At 73.4% G+C, this 21,565-nt stretch carries 18 protein-coding genes and 1 pseudogene; 10 read left to right on the plus strand and 9 right to left on the minus strand.

Annotated elements, in window-relative coordinates; all coding sequences use genetic code 11:
• Positions 1-134: 134 nt before the first annotated feature.
• A complete protein-coding gene (locus ACFYNS_RS15040; RefSeq protein WP_360291775.1) occupies positions 135-410 on the minus strand; it encodes a DUF2530 domain-containing protein in 276 nt (91 codons plus the stop codon).
• 219 nt (positions 411-629) lie between these two features.
• On the opposite strand from ACFYNS_RS15040, the gene ACFYNS_RS15045 reads away from it, so the two are divergent.
• A complete protein-coding gene (locus ACFYNS_RS15045) occupies positions 630-2,108 on the plus strand; it encodes an NCS2 family permease (protein WP_360291778.1) in 1,479 nt (492 codons plus the stop codon).
• Between the two features lie 151 nt (positions 2,109-2,259).
• Here the strand turns inward: ACFYNS_RS15045 and ACFYNS_RS15050 are convergent, their stop codons facing one another.
• Entirely contained in the window at positions 2,260-2,511 is a 252-nt protein-coding gene (locus ACFYNS_RS15050; protein WP_360291781.1) for a hypothetical protein, read from the minus strand.
• A 286-nt stretch (positions 2,512-2,797) separates the two neighbouring features.
• On the opposite strand from ACFYNS_RS15050, the gene ACFYNS_RS15055 reads away from it, so the two are divergent.
• The 3 genes from ACFYNS_RS15055 to thpR are packed head-to-tail and all read left to right on the plus strand — an operon-like array spanning position 2,798 to position 5,465.
• Positions 2,798-3,175, plus strand: a complete 378-nt coding sequence (locus ACFYNS_RS15055) for a MarR family winged helix-turn-helix transcriptional regulator (protein WP_051019546.1) — start codon at positions 2,798-2,800, stop codon at positions 3,173-3,175.
• Positions 3,176-3,208: 33 nt separating this feature from the next.
• On the plus strand, positions 3,209-4,834 hold the full coding sequence (locus tag ACFYNS_RS15060; RefSeq protein ID WP_360291784.1) for an MFS transporter: 1,626 nt from the start codon (positions 3,209-3,211) through the stop codon (positions 4,832-4,834).
• Between the two features lie 31 nt (positions 4,835-4,865).
• On the plus strand, positions 4,866-5,465 hold the full coding sequence (gene thpR / locus ACFYNS_RS15065; protein ID WP_388603111.1) for an RNA 2',3'-cyclic phosphodiesterase: 600 nt from the start codon (positions 4,866-4,868) through the stop codon (positions 5,463-5,465).
• Positions 5,466-5,623: 158 nt separating this feature from the next.
• Here thpR and ACFYNS_RS15070 read toward each other — a convergent pair whose 3' ends face one another.
• The 3 genes from ACFYNS_RS15070 to ACFYNS_RS15080 all read right to left on the minus strand — a co-directional run bounded on the left by ACFYNS_RS15070 (position 5,624) and on the right by ACFYNS_RS15080 (position 8,428).
• Positions 5,624-6,625: an aldo/keto reductase gene (locus ACFYNS_RS15070; RefSeq protein ID WP_360291790.1), complete on the minus strand. Its 1,002-nt coding sequence runs from the start codon at positions 6,623-6,625 to the stop codon at positions 5,624-5,626.
• Positions 6,626-6,677: 52 nt separating this feature from the next.
• Positions 6,678-7,352, minus strand: coding sequence for a TetR-like C-terminal domain-containing protein (locus ACFYNS_RS15075; protein ID WP_360291793.1), 675 nt, complete (start codon positions 7,350-7,352; stop codon positions 6,678-6,680).
• A gap of 401 nt (positions 7,353-7,753) precedes the next feature.
• Entirely contained in the window at positions 7,754-8,428 is a 675-nt protein-coding gene (locus ACFYNS_RS15080) for a GDSL-type esterase/lipase family protein (RefSeq protein ID WP_360291796.1), read from the minus strand.
• Between the two features lie 118 nt (positions 8,429-8,546).
• Here ACFYNS_RS15080 and ACFYNS_RS15085 point away from each other — a divergent pair, with 118 nt between their 5' ends.
• On the plus strand, positions 8,547-9,509 hold the full coding sequence (locus tag ACFYNS_RS15085) for a hypothetical protein (RefSeq protein ID WP_388603271.1): 963 nt from the start codon (positions 8,547-8,549) through the stop codon (positions 9,507-9,509).
• Between the two features lie 259 nt (positions 9,510-9,768).
• Here the strand turns inward: ACFYNS_RS15085 and ACFYNS_RS15090 are convergent, their stop codons facing one another.
• Both ACFYNS_RS15090 and serC read right to left on the minus strand, forming a co-directional pair.
• Positions 9,769-10,161, minus strand: coding sequence for a hypothetical protein (locus ACFYNS_RS15090; protein ID WP_019357453.1), 393 nt, complete (start codon positions 10,159-10,161; stop codon positions 9,769-9,771).
• A gap of 106 nt (positions 10,162-10,267) precedes the next feature.
• Entirely contained in the window at positions 10,268-11,386 is a 1,119-nt protein-coding gene (gene serC, locus ACFYNS_RS15095; RefSeq protein ID WP_388603113.1) for a phosphoserine transaminase, read from the minus strand.
• 116 nt (positions 11,387-11,502) lie between these two features.
• Here serC and ACFYNS_RS15100 point away from each other — a divergent pair, with 116 nt between their 5' ends.
• Entirely contained in the window at positions 11,503-11,874 is a 372-nt protein-coding gene (locus ACFYNS_RS15100) for an MmcQ/YjbR family DNA-binding protein (RefSeq protein WP_037706769.1), read from the plus strand.
• Positions 11,875-12,178: 304 nt separating this feature from the next.
• Positions 12,179-15,076, plus strand: a complete 2,898-nt coding sequence (locus tag ACFYNS_RS15105; protein ID WP_388603116.1) for an FAD-binding and (Fe-S)-binding domain-containing protein — start codon at positions 12,179-12,181, stop codon at positions 15,074-15,076.
• Positions 15,077-15,140: 64 nt separating this feature from the next.
• On the opposite strand, the pseudogene ACFYNS_RS15110 reads toward ACFYNS_RS15105, so the two are convergent.
• Positions 15,141-15,797 (minus strand): annotated as a pseudogene (locus ACFYNS_RS15110) (dioxygenase); the annotation flags it as partial.
• Positions 15,798-15,915: 118 nt separating this feature from the next.
• Positions 15,916-16,842: a helix-turn-helix domain-containing protein gene (locus ACFYNS_RS15115; RefSeq protein WP_388550314.1), complete on the minus strand. Its 927-nt coding sequence runs from the start codon at positions 16,840-16,842 to the stop codon at positions 15,916-15,918.
• A gap of 247 nt (positions 16,843-17,089) precedes the next feature.
• Here ACFYNS_RS15115 and ACFYNS_RS15120 point away from each other — a divergent pair, with 247 nt between their 5' ends.
• From ACFYNS_RS15120 to ACFYNS_RS15130, 3 genes are read left to right on the plus strand one after another with little or no spacing between them, the layout of a single operon-like run.
• The gene (locus ACFYNS_RS15120; protein ID WP_388603119.1) at positions 17,090-17,968 is read left to right on the plus strand and encodes a TIGR03084 family metal-binding protein; all 879 of its coding nucleotides are present in this window, start codon (positions 17,090-17,092) and stop codon (positions 17,966-17,968) included.
• Complete coding sequence (locus ACFYNS_RS15125; protein WP_388603121.1) at positions 17,965-19,767, plus strand: acyclic terpene utilization AtuA family protein; 1,803 nt, start codon at positions 17,965-17,967, stop codon at positions 19,765-19,767. The genes ACFYNS_RS15120 and ACFYNS_RS15125 overlap by 4 nt, the downstream gene beginning before the upstream one ends.
• Positions 19,764-21,551, plus strand: a complete 1,788-nt coding sequence (locus ACFYNS_RS15130; protein ID WP_388603123.1) for an acyl-CoA carboxylase subunit beta — start codon at positions 19,764-19,766, stop codon at positions 21,549-21,551. Before ACFYNS_RS15125 ends, ACFYNS_RS15130 begins: the two co-directional genes overlap by 4 nt.
• The last annotated feature ends 14 nt before the right edge of the window (positions 21,552-21,565 follow it).

Below are 21,565 nucleotides of genomic sequence, written 5' to 3' on the forward strand. Positions count from 1 at the left end.
GCCTCCTGTCCGTCGCGGTGGCACGCCTCGGCCCGCTGCCGGGGACCGGTCCACTCGCGGTGACCGGTCCGCGCACGGGCCCGTGGCCGAGGCTAGGCACCCGGCCTTGCCGAGCGGGGGACGGACACAGCGGGTCAGCCGTCCTGGGTCTCCCGGGACGCTGCTTGGCGGATGGCCTTCTCGCGGGCCCGGACGTACCAGATCCCCACACAGCCCAGGGCGGCACCGGCGGCGCAGGTCCACAGCCACCAGGTGTGGTCGTGGTCGGCGAACCAGCCGTAGAAGGGGAGCTGCACCAGGAACAGGGCGAGCCACAGCAGCGTGCCGGTGACGACGGTGGCGGTGACGTTGCCCTCGAGCGGCTCGGGCGCCTCGCGCTCGCCGTTGGTCCACCTGTCCATGAGGCTCATCGCCCTGGCTCCCTCGTCTCTCGCCTGTTCCCCGGCTCCAGCCTAGCGAGGGGGCGGGGGGAGGCCGCAGCCGGAGTTGGCGATCATCCCGTTCGGTTGTTCATACTGAACCGGGCTGCTTGTGGCCGGATTTTTTCGTCGGATTATCCAATCTGATTCAAAGGCTGCAGTCCGCCCGCCTGCCCGCCCGCACGCACCAGCACGTATCCGAGGTCACGCATGTCCGCTTCGGCCAGCCCGGTCGATTCCGGGGGCTCCCCGCAGGGAACCCCGCCCGCCGCCCAGTCCGCACTGGACCGCTTCTTCCAGATCTCGCAGCGCGGCTCGACCGTCAGCCGCGAGCTCCGGGGCGGACTTGCCACCTTCTTCGCGATGGCCTACATCATCGTGCTGAACCCGATCATCCTCGGGGCCGGTGAGGACAAGTTCCACCAGCACCTCGACAACGGCCAGCTCGTGACGGCCACCGCGCTGATGGCCGGGCTCACCACCCTCCTCATGGGCGTCATCGGCAATGTGCCCATCGCGCTCGCCGCCGGCCTGGGCATCAACGCCGTCGTGGCGCTCCAGCTCGCCCCCAAGATGAGCTGGCCCGACGCCATGGGCATGGTGGTGCTCGCCGGGGTCGTGCTGATGATCCTGGTGGCCTCCGGTCTCCGGCAGCGGGTGATGGATGCCATCCCGAACGGGCTGCGTCGCGCCATCGCCATCGGGATCGGCCTGTTCATCTCGCTGATCGGCCTGGTCGACTCCGGCTTCGTCTCCCGCAACCCGGACGAGGCGGACACCACCGTTCCGCTCGGCCTCGGGACGGGCGGCCAGCTCCAGGGCTGGCCCGTGCTGGTGTTCGTGCTGGGCCTGGTGCTCATGTACGTGCTGCTGGTGCGCAAGACGCGGGGCGCCATCCTCATCGGCATCGTGACCATGGCCGTCGTCGCCATCGCGATCAACGCCGTGGCCGACATCCCGGACGCCGCCTGGGGCCTGTCGGTGCCGAAGCTGCCGGACTCGGTGGTGGGCAGCCCGGACTTCGGGCTGATCGGCGAGATCAGCCTGTTCGGCGGCTTCCAGGAAGTGGGGTGGCTGACCGGCTGCCTCTTCGTCTTCACGGTGCTGCTGTCGGGCTTCTTCGACGCGATGGGCACCATCATCGGCGTCGGCGAGGAGAGCGGACTGGCCGACGACCGCGCGCACGGACAGCTTCCGCGAATGGGACGCATCCTGTTCATGGACGGTGTCGGGGTGGCCGCCGGCGGGGTCGGCTCCTGCTCGGCCAACACCTGCTTCGTGGAGTCCACCGCCGGGGTCGGCGAGGGCGCGCGCACCGGCCTGGCCAACGTGCTGACGGGCGGGCTCTTCCTGCTGGCCCTGATCTTCACCCCGCTCGCGAAGGTGGTGCCCTCCCAGGCGGCGACCCCCGCGTTGCTGGTCGTGGGCTTCCTGATCATGGCGTCCAATGTGCGGGAGATCGAGTGGGCCGACTCCACCGTCGCCATCCCGGCCTTCCTCACCATCGTCTCGATGCCGTTCACCTACAGCATCACCAACGGCATCGGCATGGGCGTGATCGCCTTCATCGTGCTGCGGGCCGCCGCCGGGCGCGCGCGGGAGACGCCGTGGCTGCTGAACGTGGTGGGGCTGTGCTTCCTGGTCTACTTCCTGCTGAATCCGATCGAGCAGCTTCTCGGCATCGCGTAGGACCGGGCGCGTGCCCCCGGGGCGGTACGCCCGCGGGCCGGGTGTCCGCGGGAGCCGGGTGTCCGCGGGCCGGAAAGTGCGGGTCGGCCGTCCCGGCCGGGTGTCCGGGTGTCCGGGTGTCCGGGCAGGGTGGTCGCCGTCGGCAGGGGTCTCAGGCGAGGCCCCTGCTGCCCTGCGGCGAGGGGCCGTAGAACTGCTCGGTCCGTTCGACGGACGCCTTGAAGCGCTCGTCGAAGTCGTCGCGGACGAGCGTGCGCACCACGTAGTCCTGGACGCTCATCCCGCGTTTCGCTGCATGATCGTTCAGCCGCTCGAAGAGTGCGGCCTCTATCCGCAGGCTGAGAACCTGGGAATCGGGCTGCTCGTGATGGTCGCTGTCGCATGGCGGAGTCAGGCTGCTCATAGGACAACGGTCGCGAACCGACCCGGCCCGCTGTCCGGCGAACGTCTGTGGACTCACTCGTACGTGTGAGCCACTGCTGGGTAAACCCCTTGGTCTTTAGGGCGGGTAATGAGTTAAGCTAAGGACCATGTCGGAACAGCTCCCCGCGCCGCGCTACGCGGACGGGCCCCCACCGGGCGCGGTCGACCAGCTCGCCGGGCCGGACCGGCCCCTGCCGCGCGACGAGGGCGAACAGGACCTCGCCGAGCTCGACAAGGAAGCCGTCAACGCACTCCGCGCCGCGGTGATGCGGCTCTCCCGGCGGCTCAAGCACCAGCGCGTGGACGAGTCGCTGAGCCCCACGGAGATGTCCGTGCTCGGCACCCTCGCCCGCTGCGGCTCCGCCACCCCCAGCGAGCTGGCCCGCAAGGAGCATGTGCAGCCGCCGTCGATGACCCGCATCGTCGCGATGCTGGAGGCCAAGGGCCTGGTCCGGCTGGACGCGCACCCCGAGGACCGGCGGCAGAAGGTGGTCACCCAGACCGAGCAGGCCGAATCCATGCTCGCCGCCGCCCGCGCCAAGCGGAACGCCTGGCTGACCGAGCTCGTCCAGGAGCTGGACGAGGAGGACCGGGCGACGCTGCGCGCCGCCGCGCCGGTGCTGGAGAAGCTGGCACATCTGTAAGGAGCACGACCCAGAACAGGAGGCGACGCCGCTTTGAGTACGGGCCACGGAGCAGACTCCGCACCCGCACCGTCCGCAGCCGACCACACCACCCCGCAGCAGCCCCGCGACGCCCGCGATGTACATGACGCCCGTGACGCCCGCGATGTACATGACGCCCGTGACGCCCGTGACGCGCTCGACCAGGACACCGCGCGCGGCCGGGGCACCGCGCCCGCCGCCGCCTCGCCCGGCGCAGCGCCCTCGCCCGGCGTTCCGGCCTCCACCGCGGCGCCCGGCGTGCCCGCGCCCGGCGCCCCCGTGAAGCCCTCGATGTTCAGCTCGCTGCGGATCCGCAACTACCGCCTCTTCGCGATGGGCCAGGTCGTCTCCAACACCGGCACCTGGATGCAGCGCATCGCCCAGGACTGGCTGGTGCACAGCCTCACCGGCTCCTCCACCGCCGTCGGCATCACCACGGCCCTGCAGTTCCTGCCCATGCTGCTGTTCGGGCTCTACGGCGGCGTCATCGCCGACCGCTGCTCCAAGCGCCGGCTGCTGTTCGTCACCCAGGCCACGATGGGCGTCATCGGCCTGGTGCTGGCAGCGCTCACACTCAGCGGAAACGTGCAGGTCATGCACGTCTACGTGCTCGCCTTCGCGCTCGGTCTGGTCACCGTCGTGGACAACCCCACCCGGCAGACCTTCGTCTCGGAGATGGTCGGCCCCACCCAGATACGCAACGCCGTCTCGCTCAACTCCGCGAACTTCCAGAGCGCCCGGCTCGTCGGCCCGGCCGTCGCGGGAGTGCTGATCTCCGCGGTCGGCGGCGGCTGGGCGTTCCTGATCAACGGCCTGTCCTTCGGCGCCCCGCTGCTCGGGCTGCTGCTGATGCGCGGCGCCGAACTCCACACCGGCAAGCGGGTGCAGCGCGGCAAGGGCCAGTTGCGCGAGGGCCTGCGCTACGTGGGCGGCCATCCGGAACTGCTGTGGCCGATCGTGCTCGTCGGCTTCATCGGGACCTTCGGATTCAACTTCCCCATCTGGCTCACCGCCTTCACCAGCGATGTGTTCGACGCGGGGGCCGGCACCTACGGCACCCTCAACTTCCTGATGGCGGTCGGCTCGGTGGCCGGAGCGCTGCTGGCCGCCCGGCGCGGGCAGTCGCGGATGCGGCTGATGGCCGGTGCCGCGCTGGCCTTCGGCGTGCTGGAACTCGCCGCCGCGCTGTCGCCCTCGTACTGGCTGTTCGCCGCGCTCATGGCACCGATCGGGCTCGCCGGGCTGACCTTCAACGTCACCGCGAACTCCAGCGTCCAGCTCGCCTCCGACCCGGCGATGCGCGGCCGGGTGATGAGCCTGTTCATGATGGTGTTCGTGGGCGGCACCCCCATCGGCGGCCCGATCATGGGCTGGATCACCGACACCTGGGGTGCCCGCACCGGCTTCCTCGCGGGCGGCCTCGTCTCGGCCGCGGCGGCGGTCGCGATCGCCCTCGTCCTGGGCCGCCTCGCCGGACTGCGCCCGGCCGTCAGCCTCCGCAAGGGCCGCCGCTACGTCCGCTTCGTCCCCCGCGAGAACCCCGGGGCCCGCGAGTCCGACGGAACCCGCGAGCCCGACGAGACCCGCGAGAACCCCGAGACCCGTGAGACCCGCGAAGCGGTCACCGAGCCGGCGTGACCGGGGCGCGGCCGTGGCAGGCTGCTCGCCCATGAGACTGTTCGCCGCACTGTGGCCCCCACCGACGGCCGTGGAAGAGCTGGACCGGGAGGTGGCCGCCCTCCAGGAGCTCCCCGACGCGGCGGCACTGCGCTGGACGCGGCCCGCGAACCGGCACGTCACGCTGAGCTTCTACGGGGAGGCGGACGAGCGGGCGCGGGCCGACCTCACCGCCCGGCTGGGCCGGGCGGCGCACCGGGCGAGCGGCCCCGTCCCGATGCGGCTGGCCGGCGGTGGCCGCTTCGGCGACCACACCCTGTGGACCGGGATCCGGCAGGAGGCACCGGAGCGCGACGCGCTCCGGAAGCTGGCCGCGGCCACCACCGCAGCGGGCCGCCGCGCGGGACTGCTGCCCGCCGACGCGCCGCCCTCCTTCCGCCCGCACCTCACCCTGGCCCGCGCCAGGGGCCGCGCGCTGGGCGTCGACCTGCGCCCCTTCGTGGCCGGGCTGGAGCCGTTCCGCGGCTCCGGCTGGCGGGCCGGGGAGCTGCTGCTGATCCGCAGCGTGCCCCCGACGAGCGGGGTCCCCGGTGAGCAGCCGTACTACGAGCCGCTGGCCCGGTGGCCGCTGGGCGAGGGTCCGGGGCGGTGACGGAGCCGCTTTCCGCCCCGCCGCCGGCCCCGGTTACCGTTGTCGCCGTGAACGCTAAGACCAGAATGCGCATCGTGACGGGGGTGCTGGTGGTGCTCTTCCTCGTCGTCGTCCTGGCCTCGGCCCTGGGCGGTCGCTGACCCCGGCCGCGGGCAGGGCTACCAGGCGAAGGCCTCCGGGGAGGGGCCCGGCCCGGGGAAGATCTCGTCCAGCGCCTCGAGCAGCTCGTCGCCCAGCCGCAGCTCGACGGCGCGGAGCGCGGAGTCGAGCTGCGCGGCCGTGCGGGGCCCGACGATGGGTCCGGTGACGCCCGGCCGGGACAGCAGCCAGGCGAGCGCGACCTCGCCGGGTTCCAGTCCGTGCTCGGCGACGAGGTTCTCGTACGCCTCCAGCTGCGCGCGGACCGCCGGGTCGGCGAGCGTGGTGGCCGCGCGCCCGGAGCCGGTGCGACCGCTGCCGCCGCCCTCCCGCTCCTTGCGCAGCGCGCCGCCCAGCAGCCCGCCGTGCAGCGGGGACCAGGGGATGACGCCGAGCCCGTAGTCCTCAGCGGCCGGGATGACCTCCATCTCGGCGCGCCGCTCGGCGAGGTTGTAGAGGCACTGCTCGCTGACCAACCCGAGGGAGCCGCGCCGGGCCGCGGTCTCGTTGGCCTGGGCGAGGTGCCAGCCCGCGTGGTTGCTGGAGCCCACGTAGAGCACCTTGCCCTGCTGCACCAGGACGTCCATGGCCTGCCAGATCTCGTCCCACGGCGTCGCCCGGTCGACGTGGTGGAACTGGTACAGGTCGATGTGGTCGGTGCCCAGGCGGCGCAGGCTGGCCTCCACCGAGCGGCGGATGTTCAGTGCGGAGAGCTTGTCGTGGTTGGGCCAGGGCGCCGCGCCGTCGGGCGCCATGTTGGCGTAGCCCTTGGTGGCCAGCACGGTCCTGTCGCGGCGGCCGCCGCCCTTGGCGAACCAGCTCCCGACGATCTCCTCGGTGCGGCCCTTGTTCTCGCCCCAGCCGTAGACGTTCGCGGTGTCGAAAAGGTTGACGCCCGCCGCCAGGGCGGCGTCCATGATCGCGTGGCTGTCGGGCTCGTTCGTCTGCGGTCCGAAGTTCATGGTGCCGAGAACGAGCCTGCCGACCTTCAGGCCGGTGCGTCCGAGCTGCGTGTACTCCATGCCGACACGCTAGGCACTTGGAGCGCACTCGAAGCAAGGCGTACACGGCGGACTAGCCGCGTTCGGACTCCTCTTCCGCTCCGTCGCCGGTACGGAAGACGCCCTGGACCGCCGCGAGGTAGGCGGTCTCGGCGCTGGTGCGGGCCAGGTTCGCGTCGACGGGGCGGCGGAGCATCAGCAGCCGGTAGTAGAACGGCGCACCGAGCGCGGCGATGACCTCGAAGCCGTCCGTGTCGGACGCGACCTCGCCGCGCTCGGCGGCGCGGTCCACCAGGGAGGCGACGTGCCGGACGCGGCCCCCGAGGACGGTCTGCAGCACCTCGGCGGCGCCGGGGTCGCGGGTCGCGGCCGTCACGATGGCCTCGATCAGCCGCTGGTTGCGCTGCTGCGTGTAGAAGTCGGCGAGGGAGCGTGCCAGGGCGTGCAGGTCCTGGCGCAGGCTGCCGGTGTCGGGCACCGGGATCGTTCCGCCGCTCCGGCTCAGCAGGTCACTGATGACGCCCTCGACGGTTCGCCAGCGGCGCCGGATCGTGGCGGCGTGCACTCCTGAGCGCTGGGCGATCCGCTCGATGGTGAGCGAGGCGAGGTCCTGGGTGCCCAGCTCGTCCCAGGCCGCGGCGAGTACGGCTGCCCGGGTGCGTGCTGTGCGTCCGCCGGGGCGGGTGGCGCCGTGCGGCCGCGGCTGCTCCGGCGGCCGGTCGGATTCCTGCGGTTCTGGAGGAGTCATGGCTCCGCGTTGCGTCGAGGCTGGGATTCCGATTACTGTTCCACACACTTAGTGCGCGCTCGCGTGCATTAGTCGGGGGATGCCGCGAGCACCCCGTGTAATGGCCCAAACCATCGCACTCGGGGTGTTCGCGGCACACAAGGAGCCAGTCTGGCCCAGCGGTCCCCCTGATGGTGCCCTGCGCGTCGGCCCGTGGCAGGTTCCGACGTGAAAGATGCGGCTCTTGGCTGGATATTGCCGCACTTGACCGTACTTGACGGATCTTGACGTATGCGTACCGATGCTGCCGCCCCCTCGCGCGCGGTGCGCTCGCACCGGGCGGTCCGGTGCCGTGCGCTCCCTTCAGCCCCGGCCCCGGCCCCGGCCTCGGAACCGTCCGCTGCGTCCGGCCCGGTCGCGCCTCACGGCGCCCCGGCGCGGTAGCGGCCTCCCACACCCCACGCCTGGTGCAGCGCCTCGGCGAAGGCGGCGGCCATCCGGTGCTCGCCCGCGGCCGAGGGGTGGGTGCCGTCGTAGGTGTCCCGCCGCGGGGACCAGTCCTCCGGGGCCGAGGCCAGCAGCAGCGGCGACCGCGGCTCCGACCGCTCCGCCACCACTTTGGCCAGCAGTGTGTTGAAGTGCGCGCAGGAGGCGGCGAATCCGGCGTCGGTCACCGCACGGATGTTGGGCAGGACCGGCAGCAGCACCGCGCGCAGCGCGGGGTCGGCGGCCCGCGCCCGGGTCAGGAACACCTCGACGTTCTCCAGCGTCTGCGCCGGATCCGTGTAGAACCCGAGGTCTATCAGCCCGAGCGAGACCAGCAGGGTGTCCGCGCCGTGGGCCGCGACCACCTCCTCCACGACCGGCGCCATGTGCACCCACCCCGCACCCCAGTCCGCGAGATGGGCCCGTGCGTGCGGCGGGAAGCGCGGATCGGCGTAGGCGTCGCCGCCGCCGTGCAGTGCCGTACGGGGGCCGACGATCGACCAGCCGCCGTCGGGCACGGTACGGGTGAGGTGCTGCCACATCCGGTAGCGCCAGGTGTGGGCGCCGGGCGCGCCGATCGTCATGGAGTCGCCGACGAAGAGAACGCGCATCCGCATATCCTCCGGGATGCCGACTCGCCCCGCACCGTGATGCTGGACACTGGGTGCCATGTCTGTGCGTATGCGTGGGGTCCGGGTCGGGGCGGCGGTCGCCGTGGTGTTGGGCGCGATGACGGCGTCCCCGGACGTCGCCGCCGCCGCGGACGGCCCGGAGGGTTTCACCATCCGCGACTCCCGCATCACCGAGTCCAGCGGCCTCGCGGCCAGCCGCGCCCACAAGGGCGTCTACTGGACGCACAACGACTCCGACGACGGCCCGTACGTGTACGCGGTCGACAGCTCCACCGGCAAGACCGTCTGCCGCGTGACGCTCAGCGGCATCGAGCCCCGCGACGTCGAGGCGATCTCCCTCGGCCCGGACGGCGACCTCTACGTCGGCGACATCGGCGACAACCTGGACGGCACCTGGCCCGAGGTGTGGATCTACCGCTTCCCCGAACCAAAGGAACTGCGCGGCGAGGTGACGGTCACCCCCACCCGCTACACCGTCCGCTACGACGGCGGCCCGCGGAACGCGGAGTCGCTGATGGTGCATCCCAAGTCGGGGCGCGTCTACATCGCGAGCAAGAGCGCGAAGGGCAAGGGCGGCGTCTACGCCGGACCCGAGAAGCTGGACCCGAACGGCGTGAACACCTTCTCGCGGGTGGCGAAAATCGACTTCGAGGCGACGGACGGCGCCTTCTCCCCGGACGGCACCCGGCTGGTACTGCGCGGCTACTTCAGCGCCTACGGCTACACCTGGCGGAACGGCAAGCCGGAGAAGATCGGTTCCGTTCCGGTGCCGTTGCAGCGCCAGGGCGAGTCGGTCACCTTCGCGGACGACGGACGGACGCTGATGTACGGCTCCGAGGGCACGAACAGCGGTGTCGAGCCCGCACGCCTGGAGGGCGAGGCGGTGCCGCCCGCCGCCCGCGAGGACGACTCAGCGGATTCCGCGTCCGACGGTAAGGGCGGCGGCGAGGACTCCTCGGCGGACGACGACCGCAACCTGGCGCTGGGTGCCGGGACCTTCGTCGCGGCCCTGATCGTCTGGTTCGGCCTGCGCCGCCTCTTCACCCGCCGCCGCGACTGACCGCCTCCGGCGCGGCCCGCCGCCGGGCCGATGCACGGCAGGCGGCCGGCATCCCGGCCCTGTCCGCCCCGGTCCGGGGGCCGGCGGCGCTGACGGCCGTCTTCCTGCCGCTGGCCGTCCGCAGGTTCCAGCACCTCGGCAGGTGAACGGCGGACCCTGCCGGCTGACGGACGGGCCCCGGCGGACGACCTCCGGTAAGGCGGACCCCGGCGGACGAACGGTCCGCCCCGGTGGGGGCCGACGCCTGGCAGCCGGGCGGCTACTCGCCGACCAGCCGCAGTTCGTAGTGGACCGGCCTGTCGAACATCAGCCGGTAGCCGAGCGGCACCAGGAAGCCCTGGGTGAGCGGGTGTCTGCGGGCGAGCTGGGCCGCGGCGTGCCGGGCCTCGCTGTCCCGCAGCTCCCGCACCCGGGCCTTCATCGGTGCCCCGGCGGGCGTGCCGGTCAGGGTGGCGGCGGCCAGCTCGACCTCCGGGTAGCGCTCGATGTGCTCCCGCTGCCGGGCACGGGCGTGCGTGCGCACATACGCGCGGTCCCCCTCGACGGCGATCTGCGCGCCGTGCCCGAAGGGCGTGCCTTCCCTCTCGTAGGTCGTCAGCCGTACCCGCCGTTCCCGGGCGAAGAGCTGAAAACCGGTGCTGGGAGTGCTCATGCGGCATCCCGTACCCGATCGTGGGCGCCGGGATGCCCCGCGGCCGCACGCGAACGCCGGACGGGCTACCGCGTAGCCCGTCCGGCGCTCCGGTGCTCCGAGGCCGTCAGAGGCGCTCGATCACCCAGTCGACGCATGCGGTCAGCGCTTCCACGTCCGCCGGCTCCACTGCCGGGAACATGGCGACGCGCAGCTGGTTGCGCCCCAGCTTCCGGTAGGGCTCGGTGTCCACGGTGCCGTTGGCCCGCAGCACCTTGGCCACCTCGGCGGCGTCCACGCTGTCCGCGAAGTCGATGGTGCCCACGACCTGGGAGCGCTGGTCCGGGTCGGTGACGAAGGGCGTCGCGTAGGACGCCTTCTCCGCCCAGTTGTAGAGCCGCGCGGAGGAGTCGGCGGTGCGGGAGACGGCCCACTCCAGGCCGCCCTGCCCGTTGAGCCAGTCCAGCTGCTCGCCGAGCAGGAAGAGCGTGGCCAGCGCCGGGGTGTTGTACGTCTGGTTCTTGCGCGAGTTGTCGATCGCCGTCTGCAGGTCGAAGAAGGCCGGGATGTGCCGGTCCGAGGCCGCGATCCGCTCCGCGCGCGCGATGGCGGCGGGTGAGAAGACCGCGATCCACAGTCCTCCGTCGGCCGCGAAGGACTTCTGCGGCGCGAAGTAGTAGACGTCCGTCTCGGTGATGTCGACCGGCAGGCCGCCGGCGCCGGAGGTGGCGTCCACCAGCACCAGCGCGCCGTCGTCGGCGCCCGGCACCCGGCGCAGCGGCATGGCCACGCCCGTGGAGGTCTCGTTGTGGGTCAGCGCGTAGGAGTCCACGCCCTGCTCGCCGCGGGCCTCCGGATGGGTGCCCGGGTCGCTCTGGATGACGCTGGGCTCGCCCAGCCAGGGCGCCTGCTCGGCGGCCTTCGCGAACTTGGAGGAGAACTCGCCGAACGACAGGTGCTGGGACCGGCTCTCGATCAGACCGTGGGTCGCCACGTCCCAGAAGGCGGTGGAGCCGCCGTTGCCGAGTACGACCTCGTACCCGTCCGGCAGCGAGAAGAGGTTCCGTACGCCGTCACGGACCTGTCCGACCAGGTTTTTGACGGGCGCCTGCCGGTGTGAGGTGCCCATGAGCGAGGTACCGGTCGCAGCCAGGGCGCTGAGCGCCTCCGGACGCACCTTGCTGGGGCCCGAGCCGAAACGGCCGTCGGCGGGCTTGAGGTCAGCGGGAATCTGGAGATCAGCCACGAGGGACAGCCTAGTGCCGCCGTCCAGACCGCATCGGCAGCCGTCCAGCGCCTGAGACGGGCGGCGGATCGGCCCAGGGCCGGTGCGGACCGGGCTCCGGACCATAAGCTGGGCGTATGACAGCAGGTCACAGACCCGGTCCCGACGATGTGCGCCGCCTCGCGCTCGCGCTGCCCGAGAGCAAGGAGGTCGAGGCGTGGTCCATGCCGACCTTCCGGGTGGCGGGGAAGATGTTCCTGACCATGCCCGACGACGAGTCCTCCTTCGCGGTGCGCTGCCCGAAGCTGGAGCGCGGCGAGCTGATCGCGGCCGAGCCGGAGAAGTTCTGGGTGCCGCCGCACGAGGCGGGCTCGAACTGGGTGCGGGCCCGGCTGGCGGCCCTGGAGGACATGGCGGAGCTGCGGGACATCGTCGTCGACTCCTGGCGGCAGGCGGCGCCGCCCCGGTTGCTGGAGACGTTCACCGCACCCGACCCGTACGAGGGATGAGCCCCGACTCGTACGGGGGAGGGCCTACGTCGCGCCGTAGGGGTGGGCCCGCTCGGCGAGCCCCGTCCGGGAGCTCGGCGTGCCCGTTCCGCGGCGCGCCGGCCGCCCCTCCCCGGCCGCTCTTCAATGGCCGGGGTGGACAGCTTCGCAGCCGCCTCTCGGCCAGATCGGCGGGCTGACAAAAACCGGTCTTTCCGCAGGTGGGACCCGTTTCGACGGGGAAGCGGCAGCGTGACGCGGACCACAGACACGAAAGATCCCGCAAGGGCAGCGCGGGGCGGGCTCCAGCGTGCACGCTGTGCCCATGGGAGACGCACGTAGGGCAGACGCACAGGAGCTGGAGCGGGCGCTGCGCGCCGCGGTGCGCGGCGGCGAGGTGGAGTTCGGCGCCCAGGACAGAGCACTCATGACGATGGACGCCTCCAACTACCGGCGGGTGCCGCTGGGCGTGGTGGCGCCGAAGGACGACGACGACGTGGCGGCCGTGCTGGCCGTCTGCCGCGAGCAGGGTGTGCCCGTGGTGGCGCGCGGCGCGGGCACCTCCATCGCCGGGCAGGCGACCGGACTCGGCGTCGTGCTGGACTTCACCCGGCACCAACGCACCATCGAGCACCTCGATCCGGAGGCCCGCACCGCCGTCGTGCGCCCCGGCGTCATCCTGGACGACCTGCGTGGGGCCGCCGGAGCACACGGGCTCACCTTCGGCCCCGACCCCTCGACGCACGCGCGCTGCACACTCGGCGGGATGATCGGCAACAACTCGTGCGGCTCCCACTCGGTCGCCTGGGGCACCACCGCCGACAACGTGCACGAGCTGGAGGTCCTCACCTACGGAGGCGAGCGGGCCCGGCTGGCGCGGGGCGGCTCCGGGGTTCCCGAGCGGCTGCGCGCCGGAGCGTCTTCGCTGGTCCAGGGCGAACTGGCCCGGCTGCGCACCGGGTTCCCCGAACTCCCGCGCCGGATCTCCGGCTACGCGCTAGACGAGCTGCTGCCCGAGAAGGGCGAGGACTGGGCGCGCGCCTTCACCGGCAGCGAGGGCACCCTGGGCGTGCTCACCCGGGCCACCGTCAAGCTGGTGCCGACTCCCGGTGCGCGGGTGCTGGCGGTGCTCGGCTACGCGGACGAGTCCGCGGCCGCCGAGGCCGCCGCCGGGCTGCTGCCCTACGGTCCGCTGACCGTCGAGGGGATGGCCAACGACCTGGTGGGCGACGCGGCGCGGGCCTCGCTGCCCAGGGGTGGCGCCTGGCTGTTCGTGGAGGTCGGCGGCGACGACGCGGCACAGGCCCGGGCCAACGCCGAACAGCTGTGCCGCGCGGCCCGCGAGGGCACCACCGACCACACGCTGGTCACCGAACCGGCCGGGCAGCGCGCGCTGTGGCGGGTACGTGAGGACGCCTCCGGCACCGCGACCCGGATGCCGGACGGCGCGGAGGCGTGGCCCGGCTGGGAGGACTGCGCCGTCCCCCCGCCCCGGCTCGGCGCGTATCTGCGGGACTTCCGCAAGCTGCTGGGCGAGTACGGGCTGCGCGGACTGCCCTACGGGCACTTCGGGGACGGCTGCATCCATGTGCGGATCGACTTCGACCTGCTGGGCGAGGCGGGTATCGCGAAGTTCCGGGACTTCTCCACCGCGCTCGCCGACGTCGTCGTGGCGCACGGCGGCTCGCTCTCCGGTGAGCACGGCGACGGCCTGGCCCGCGCCGAGCTGCTGACCCGGATGTACGGCCAGGAGATGGTCGGGCTCTTCGGCCGGTTCAAGGACCTGTGGGACCCCGCGGACGGCCTCAACCCGGGCGTGCTCGTCCGGCCCGACCCGCTGGACGCCAACCTGCGGTTCGCGCCGCTCCCGCGCAAGCCCGTCGACGTCGAGTTCGGCTATCCGCACGACGGCGGTGACTTCTCCGCCGCCGTCCGCCGCTGCGTGGGCGTCGCCAAGTGCCGGAACGAGTCGGCCGGGGCGAGCGTGATGTGCCCGTCCTTCCGCGCCACCGGCGAGGAGAAGCACTCCACCCGCGGACGGGCCCGGCTGCTGCACGAGATGCTCGCCGGGGAGGTCGTCACCGACGGCTGGCAGTCCGAGGAGGTGCACGACGCGCTCGACCTGTGCCTGTCGTGCAAGGGCTGCCGCAGCGACTGCCCGGTGGGCGTCGACATGGCCACCTACAAGGCCGAGTTCATGCACCACTACTACGAGGGCGACGCCGCGTCCGGCACTCCGGGCAAGCGCCGGCCGATGGCGCACTACTCGATGGGCTGGCTGCCGCGCTGGCTGCGGCTGGCCGCCGCCACCCGCACCGTGCCGCTGCTGAACGCGGGCGCCAAGGTGCCGCCGCTGGCCGCCCTCGCCAAGCGGGTGGGCGGGCTGGCGCCGGAGCGGGACATCCCGGCGCTGCCCCGCACGCCCTTCACCCACTGGTGGCGCAAGCAGCCCGGCCGCGACGCCGACGGTGGCAAGCCGGTCGTGCTGTGGCCGGACACCTTCACCAACTACCTCTCGCCCGAGGCGGGCTCGGCCGCCGTGCAGGTCTTCCAGGACGCCGGGCTGCGCCCGGTGGTGCCGCCCAAGCAGGTGTGCTGCGGCCTCACCTACGTCTCCACGGGCCAGCTCGACCGGGCCCGCGCGGTGATGCGGCGCACCCTGGACGTCATGGAACCGGCCCTGGACGCGGGCCTGCCGGTGGCCGTCCTGGAGCCGCCGTGCGCGGCGGCGCTGCAGACGGACGTCCCCGAGCTGCTGGGCGACGACCCCCGCGCGAAGCGGCTGGCGGAAGCCGTCCGCACGTTCGCGCAGACCCTGGAGGAGCAGGCACCCGACTGGGAACCGCCCCGGATCGACCGGCCGGTCGCCGGGCAGACCCACTGCCACCAGCACGCCGTCATCGGCGACGCCGCCGAGCGGCGGCTGCGGGACCGGGCAGGTCTGGCAGGCGACCTCAGCGGCGGCTGCTGCGGCCTGGCCGGCAACTTCGGCTTCGAGAAGGGCCACTACGAGGTGTCCGCGGCCTGCGCCGAGGACCAGCTCCTGCCGGCCCTGCGCGCCGCCGAGCCGGGCACCGAGATCCTCGCCGACGGCTACTCCTGCCGCACCCAGATGGACCAGCTGGGCGGCTTCCGCAGCCGGCACCTGGCGGAGGTGCTGGCCGAGGGCCTGACGGCGGGTCCCGCGGCCGACCAGTCCGCGGATCCGGTCGCCGGGGAGTGACGTACCGGCGGGTCCGGGGGTGGCGGCCCCGGACCCGCCGGTCCGCGCAGCCCGCGGGCTAGGCGTTCACCACGAAGTCGAACGAGCCCGCCAGGCCGCCGTCTTCGGTCCGGACGTCCATCAGCAGCCGGGGATCGAAGATCGCGTCCGTGCCGTTGCGCGGCTCACCGGGGAAGTAGAGCTGGGTGGTGAGCACCGGACGGTAGGGCGCCTGCACCTTGACGTGCAGATGCCGGGTGCGCCCCGGGTACAGGCCGGGCCGCAGGGTGGTCAGCCGGAAGGCGCCCTGTGCGTCGGTGTACTGGTGGCCCCGGAACCGGTACCCCGCGTTGTCGTAGGCGCCGTTCGGGTTCGCCTGCCACCAGTCGAGCAGCACGTGCGCCAGCGGGGCGCAGTCCCGTCCGAAGACATAGCCGCTGACCACCAGCGGCGTTCCCGGGGTGCCCGGCGGCACGATCGAGTCCCGCTCGGGGGAGTAGGGCTTGAAGTACGGGCCCTCGGTCTGCGGGGGCGTCGGGTCGTCGCCGTCGTCGCAGGAGGGGGTCGGCGCCAGCCGCTCCCCTGACCCGCGCTGGTCGCGCGCGAGTGCCGGGGTGCCGCCTGCGGCGCCGCCCACGAGCATCGCCGCGGGCCCGGCCGCCATCGCGGCCCGCAGCACGCTCTTGCGGCTCACTCCGCGGCGGCGGGCCGGTTCGGGCTGGTCGTCGTCCGAGTGGGACATGGTCGGTTCCTCGCTCTCCTGGATGGGGGGGGAAGTGCGGGGGACGGACGCGTCCGGCCGGGTTCGGCCGAGTGGGGACGACGCTACGGGCGGCGTGCGCGGGGGTCGATGGACGGAGCTACCGGAGCGTGGTGATTTCGTCGCCGCCGGGCGTCCCGTGGTTCTCGCGCCGGAACTCGCCCGGACTGGCGCCGGTCTCGCGGCGGAAGAAGCGGCAGAAATAGGCGGGGTCGGCGAAGCCCACCTCGTGCGCCACCTGGCGCACCGTCATGGCCGTCCCGGCCAGCAGCCGCTTGGCCTCCAGTACGTGGGCGTGCCGGATGAGCTCCCCCGGCGTCCGGCCGGTGCCCGCGCGGACGGCGGTGTTCAGATAGCCCACGGAGACGCCCAGTTCCGCGGCGCAGGCCGTGACCGTGCGGGCCGCGGCGGCCTCCGGGCGCTCCAGCAGTCGGACGAACTGCCCGGCAACGGCTGCGGGCCGGGAGCAGGCGGCCTCGCCGTCCGGTGCGCCTCCGGGGTGCTCCTGGGCCGGTAGGCGGTCGGCCTGGACCAGCAGGATGTGCAGGTACGCCTGGAGGACGGTGCGCATGCCGGGCTGCGCCTGGCCGTACTCGGTGCGCATCCCGGCCAGCAGTTCCTCCACGCGGGCCGCCGCCGGCGGGGACAGCGGCAGGGAGGGGTGCGCGCTGAGTCGGCGTAACAGGGTGCGGTCGCCGGGGTGGGCGAGCAGGAACGCCTCGTCGAACAGGACCACGCAGCCCTGCACCTGCTCGTGCTGCTGCCAGTGGTGCGACTGGCCTGGCGTGATGAAGCACAGGTGCGGTGGACGCAGTGTCCACCGCCGCAGGTCGATGACGTGGGTGCCGCTGCCGCCGGTGACGTAGGCGATCTCGTGGAAGGTGTGCCGGTGCGGGTAGGCGGCGCGGGAGAGCGGGCCGATCGAGTCGAACGTGCCGATGGCGAAGGGGAGTCGGCGCGGAGCAGGGACGTCCAGGCGGTGCAGCGGCATGGTGCGGTGCGCGCGTCGGGAGCTGTCGGTGGCCACCACGGTCCGCCCTCTCTTCCGGTCTGCCTCATGTCTCGGCGCGGCGCTGGGCTGTGCGGTCGTCTGCCGCGGATGTCCGCCCGAGGGCTACCCGAGGGGATCGGCTGGTCACCCGGAAAAAGTCATGCAAGCACGCTTGCTTGTTTTTGGTCTTGCTGTCACTGTCGGTGCGACGGAAGGCGGTTGGGCGCGTCCGCAGGGTGCGCTCGGCCCTGCCGGGCCCGCGCATCGGAGGGAGGGCGGGGCTGTGGCCTCAGCGGCGGACGTGCTCGGCGAAGTACTGGCGGACCTGCGCGCCGAGAGCGCGGAGGCGGACCGGCTGGTCGCGGACCTGCCCCCGGAACGCTGGACGGCGGCGACACCGGCCGCCGGCTGGACGGTCGCCCACCAGATCGCCCACCTGGCCTGGACGGACGAGCAGGCGCTGCTCGCCGCCACCGACCCCGCGGGCTTCCGCCGCCGGGTCGAGGAGATGGCGGCACGTCCCGACGCGGCGGCCACCTTCATCGACGACTCCGCGGCCGAGGGCGCCCGGCGGCCGCCCGCCGAACTCCTGGCCCGCTGGCGGACCGGACGCACCGCGCTGGCCGAAGCGCTGGCCGCGGTGCCGGCCACACAGCCGCCCCGGGCGCGGCTGCCCTGGTTCGGGACGTCGATGAGCGCGGCGAGCATGGCGACCGCGCGGCTCATGGAGACCTGGGCGCACGGCACCGACGTCGCCGACGCGCTCGGCGCCGCCCGCGAGCCGACCGCCCGGCTGCGGCACATCGTCCGCATCGGGGTGCGCGCCCGCGACTTCGGCTACGCCGCGCACGGCCTCCGGCCGCCCGCCGAGCCGTTCCGGGTCGAGGTGACCGGACCCGGCGGCGAGGTGTGGGCCCACGGCCCGGAGGACGCGGCGCAGCGGGTGACCGGCAGCGCCCTGGACTTCTGCCTGCTGGCCACCCAGCGGGTGCACCGCGACGACACCGGTCTGCGGGCCGAGGGCGCCGAGGCCGAACGCTGGCTGGGCATCGCGCAGGCGTTCGCGGGGCCGCCCGGCACCGGCCGGGCACCGGTCGGACGGACGGATTCCCGGAAACCGGAGGGCCCCCAGGGGCCGCGGGTGCCGGAGGGAGGGGCATGAGGGGGCCGCATGCCGCCGGGCCGGGCTCCGCCGCACCGGAGCCCGCCCCGCGCGAGCCGCTGCGGATCGGGAACGCCTCCGGCTTCTACGGCGACCGCGCCGACGCGCTCACCGAGATGCTGACCGGCGGCCCGCTGGACGTCCTCACCGGCGACTACCTCGCCGAGCTGACCATGCTGATCCTGGGCCGCGACAGGCTCAAGGACCCCGCGCGCGGCTACGCCAGGACGTTCCTGCGGCAGTTGGAGACGGGACTGGGCCTGGCGCGGGACCGCGGCGTCACCCTCGTCACCAACGCGGGCGGCCTCAACCCGGCGGCCCTCGCCGACGCGGTACGGGAGTTGAGTGAACGCATCGGCGTGCCCGCGCGGGTCGCCCACGTGGAGGGCGACGACCTGCTCGCCGACCGCGACTGGGGCGAGGGCGTGCTGACGGCCAACGCCTACCTGGGCGGCGCCGGGATCAGCGCCTGCCTGCGGGCCGGTGCCGATGTCGTCGTCACCGGGCGGGTGGCTGACGCCTCGCTGGTCAGCGGCTGCGCCACGGCGCACTTCGGCTGGGCCGACGACGACTGGGACCGGCTCGCCGGGGCCGTCGTCGCCGGGCACGTGCTGGAGTGCGGGACGCAGGCGACCGGCGGCAACTACGCCTTCTTCGCCCGGGACGGGATCGACGCGCGCCACCCCGGTTTCCCGCTCGCGGAACTCGCGGAGGACGGCTCCGCGGTGCTCACCAAGCACCCCGGGACCGGCGGCGCGGTCACCGTCGGTACCGTCACGGCGCAACTGCTCTACGAGACCGCGGGGCCGCGCTATCCGGGCCCCGACGTGACCGCCCGCCTGGACTCCGTGCGGCTCAGCCAGGCGGGCACCGACCGGGTGCGGATCGAGGGCGTCCGCGGCGAACCCCGCCCGGACCGCCTCAAGGTCGGCCTCACCCGGCTCGGCGGCTACCGCAACGAGGTCACCTTCGTGCTGACCGGGCTCGACGTGCCCGCCAAGGCGGACCTGGTGCGCGAGCAGATGGAGACCGCCCTCTCCCGCCCCGGGACGCGGCGCCCGGCCCAGGTGGAGTGGAGCCTCGCCCGCACCGACCGGGCGGACGCCGCGGTCGAGGAGGAGGCCAGCGCGCTGCTGCGGCTGGTGGTGCGGGACCCGGAGGAGAGCGCGGTCGGCCGCGCCGTCTCCGGCCCCGCGATCGAGCTGGCGCTCGCGAGCTACCCCGGCTTCCATGTGACGGCCCCGCCCGCGCGCGGGGCGCCGTACGGCGTGTTCGAGGCGGCGTACGCGGACGCGGGGTCGGTACGGCACGTGGCCGTGCTGCCGGACGGCACGCGGCTGGACGTCTCCTTCCCCGCCGCCCCCCGGCGGCAGCCGGCCGGGTCGCCGGACGAGGGGCCGCGGCCCGCGCCCTCGACCGAAGAGCCCCCGGCCGAAGCGCCCACGACCGGCGCCCCGTCCACCCGCCGGGCCCCGCTGGGCCTGGTCGCCGGGGCCCGCAGCGGCGACAAGGGCGGGAGCGCCAACATCGGCGTGTGGGCGTACGGCGCGGACCCGGACCTCTACGCGTGGCTGCGGGAGACCCTGACCACCGACCGGCTGCGCGTGCTCCTGCCCGAGGTGCGGGAGCTGTCCGTCACCCGGCATGAGTTCCGCAACCTCGCGGCGCTCAACTTCGTGATCGACGGCATCCTCGGCGAGGGCGTGGCCTCCCAGCACCGGTTCGACCCGCAGGCCAAGGCGCTCGGCGAATGGCTGCGCGCCCGCCACCTCGACATACCGGAGGTGTTCCTCCCATGAGCCCAGCGACGAGCCCCGGCCCGGTCGGCACCCGCACCGGCCCTGCGTCCGGGCCCGGCCCCGCGTCCACTTCCGGCACCGGCACCGGCACCGGCACCGCACCCGGCACCGCACCCGGCACCGCACCCGGCACCGCACCCGGGCCCGGCACCGGCACCGGCCCCGCGGGACCGCCCGGCCCGGCCGCCCTCCGCAGCGCCCTGGACACCGCGTCACCGGAGTACGCCGACAACCGCGCCGCGATGCTCGGCAAACTGGCCGAGCTCGACACCGAGCAGGCCGCGGCGCTCGCGGGCGGCGGCGAGAAGTACCTGACCCGGCACCGCGAACGCGGCAAACTCCCGGCGCGCGAGCGGATCGAACTGCTCCTCGACCCGGACACCCCGTTCCTGGAGCTGTCGCCGCTCGCCGCGTGGGGCAGCGACTACACCACCGGCGCCTCGCTGGTGGCCGGGATCGGCGTCGTCGAGGGCGTCGAGTGCCTGATCACCGCGAACGACCCCACCGTCCGCGGCGGCGCCAGCAACCCGTGGACGATGAAGAAGGCGCTGCGGGCCAACGAGATCGCCTACGCCAACCGGCTGCCCTGCATCAGCCTGGTGGAGAGCGGCGGCGCCGACCTGCCCAGCCAGAAGGAGATCTTCATCCCGGGGGGCGCGCTCTTCCGCGACCTCACCCGGCTCTCGGAGGCGGGCATCCCCACCATCGCCGTGGTGTTCGGCAACTCGACGGCGGGCGGCGCCTACATACCGGGCATGTCGGACCACGTCATCATGGTCAAGGAGCGTGCCAAGGTCTTCCTCGGCGGGCCGCCGCTGGTGAAGATGGCCACCGGCGAGGAGGCCGACGACGAGGAGCTGGGCGGCGCCGACATGCACGCCCGCACCTCCGGGCTGGCCGACCACTACGCGCTCGACGAACCCGACGCGCTGCGCCGCGCCCGCCGCGTCGTCGCCCGGCTCAACTGGCGCAAGGCACACCCCGACCCGGACCCGGCCACTGTGCGCGAGCCGCTGTACGACCCCGAGGAACTGCTGGGGGTGGTGCCCGGCGAGCTGAAGGTGCCGTTCGACCCGCGCGAGGTGATCGCCCGGATCGTGGACGGCTCGGAGTTCGACGCGTTCAAACCGCTGTACGGGACGAGCCTGGTGACCGGCTGGGCCCGGCTGCACGGCTACCCGGTCGGCATCCTCGCCAACGCGCAGGGCGTGCTCTTCAGCGAGGAGTCGCAGAAGGCCACCCAGTTCATCCAGTTGGCCAACCAGCGCGACATCCCGCTGCTGTTCCTGCACAACACCACCGGCTACATGGTCGGCACGGAGTACGAGCAGGGCGGCATCGTCAAACACGGCTCGATGATGATCAACGCCGTCTCCAACTCGAAGGTGCCGCACCTGTCGGTGCTGCTGGGCGCCAGCTACGGCGCCGGCCACTACGGGATGTGCGGCCGCGCCTACGACCCGCGCTTCCTGTTCGCCTGGCCCAGCGCCAAGTCCGCGGTCATGGGCCCGCAGCAGCTCGCGGGCGTGCTCTCGATCGTGATGCGCGAGTCGGCCGCGGCCAAGGGCAAGGAGTTCGACGAGGAGGCCGACGCCGGACTGCGGGCCATGGTCGAGCAGCAGATCGAGAGCGAGTCGCTGCCGATGTTCCTCTCGGGCCGCCTCTACGACGACGGCGTCATCGACCCGCGCGACACCCGCACCGTCCTCGGCGTCTGCCTGTCCGCCATCCACACCGCGCCGGTGGCCGGGGCCCGCGGCGGCTTCGGCATCTTCCGGATGTGAGCCGCGCACCGTCG

The organism is Streptomyces sp. NPDC006925, assembly GCF_042869575.1.
Lineage (GTDB): Bacteria > Actinomycetota > Actinomycetes > Streptomycetales > Streptomycetaceae > Streptomyces.

Excerpts from the sequence above, each read along its gene's own strand:
- ACFYNS_RS15040 (WP_360291775.1), bottom strand. The coding sequence starts at position 410 with ATGAGCCTCATGGACAGGTGGACCAACGGCGAGCGCGAGGCGCCCGAG.
- ACFYNS_RS15045 (WP_360291778.1), top strand. The coding sequence starts at position 630 with ATGTCCGCTTCGGCCAGCCCGGTCGATTCCGGGGGCTCCCCGCAGGGA.
- ACFYNS_RS15050 (WP_360291781.1), bottom strand. The coding sequence starts at position 2,511 with ATGAGCAGCCTGACTCCGCCATGCGACAGCGACCATCACGAGCAGCCC.
- ACFYNS_RS15055 (WP_051019546.1), top strand. The coding sequence starts at position 2,798 with ATGCGGCTCTCCCGGCGGCTCAAGCACCAGCGCGTGGACGAGTCGCTG.
- thpR (WP_388603111.1), top strand. The coding sequence starts at position 4,866 with ATGAGACTGTTCGCCGCACTGTGGCCCCCACCGACGGCCGTGGAAGAG.
- ACFYNS_RS15070 (WP_360291790.1), bottom strand. The coding sequence starts at position 6,625 with ATGGAGTACACGCAGCTCGGACGCACCGGCCTGAAGGTCGGCAGGCTC.
- ACFYNS_RS15075 (WP_360291793.1), bottom strand. The coding sequence starts at position 7,352 with ATGACTCCTCCAGAACCGCAGGAATCCGACCGGCCGCCGGAGCAGCCG.
- ACFYNS_RS15080 (WP_360291796.1), bottom strand. The coding sequence starts at position 8,428 with ATGCGCGTTCTCTTCGTCGGCGACTCCATGACGATCGGCGCGCCCGGC.
- ACFYNS_RS15085 (WP_388603271.1), top strand. The coding sequence starts at position 8,547 with ATGACGGCGTCCCCGGACGTCGCCGCCGCCGCGGACGGCCCGGAGGGT.
- ACFYNS_RS15090 (WP_019357453.1), bottom strand. The coding sequence starts at position 10,161 with ATGAGCACTCCCAGCACCGGTTTTCAGCTCTTCGCCCGGGAACGGCGG.
- ACFYNS_RS15100 (WP_037706769.1), top strand. The coding sequence starts at position 11,503 with ATGACAGCAGGTCACAGACCCGGTCCCGACGATGTGCGCCGCCTCGCG.
- ACFYNS_RS15105 (WP_388603116.1), top strand. The coding sequence starts at position 12,179 with ATGGGAGACGCACGTAGGGCAGACGCACAGGAGCTGGAGCGGGCGCTG.
- ACFYNS_RS15125 (WP_388603121.1), top strand. The coding sequence starts at position 17,965 with ATGAGGGGGCCGCATGCCGCCGGGCCGGGCTCCGCCGCACCGGAGCCC.
- ACFYNS_RS15130 (WP_388603123.1), top strand. The coding sequence starts at position 19,764 with ATGAGCCCAGCGACGAGCCCCGGCCCGGTCGGCACCCGCACCGGCCCT.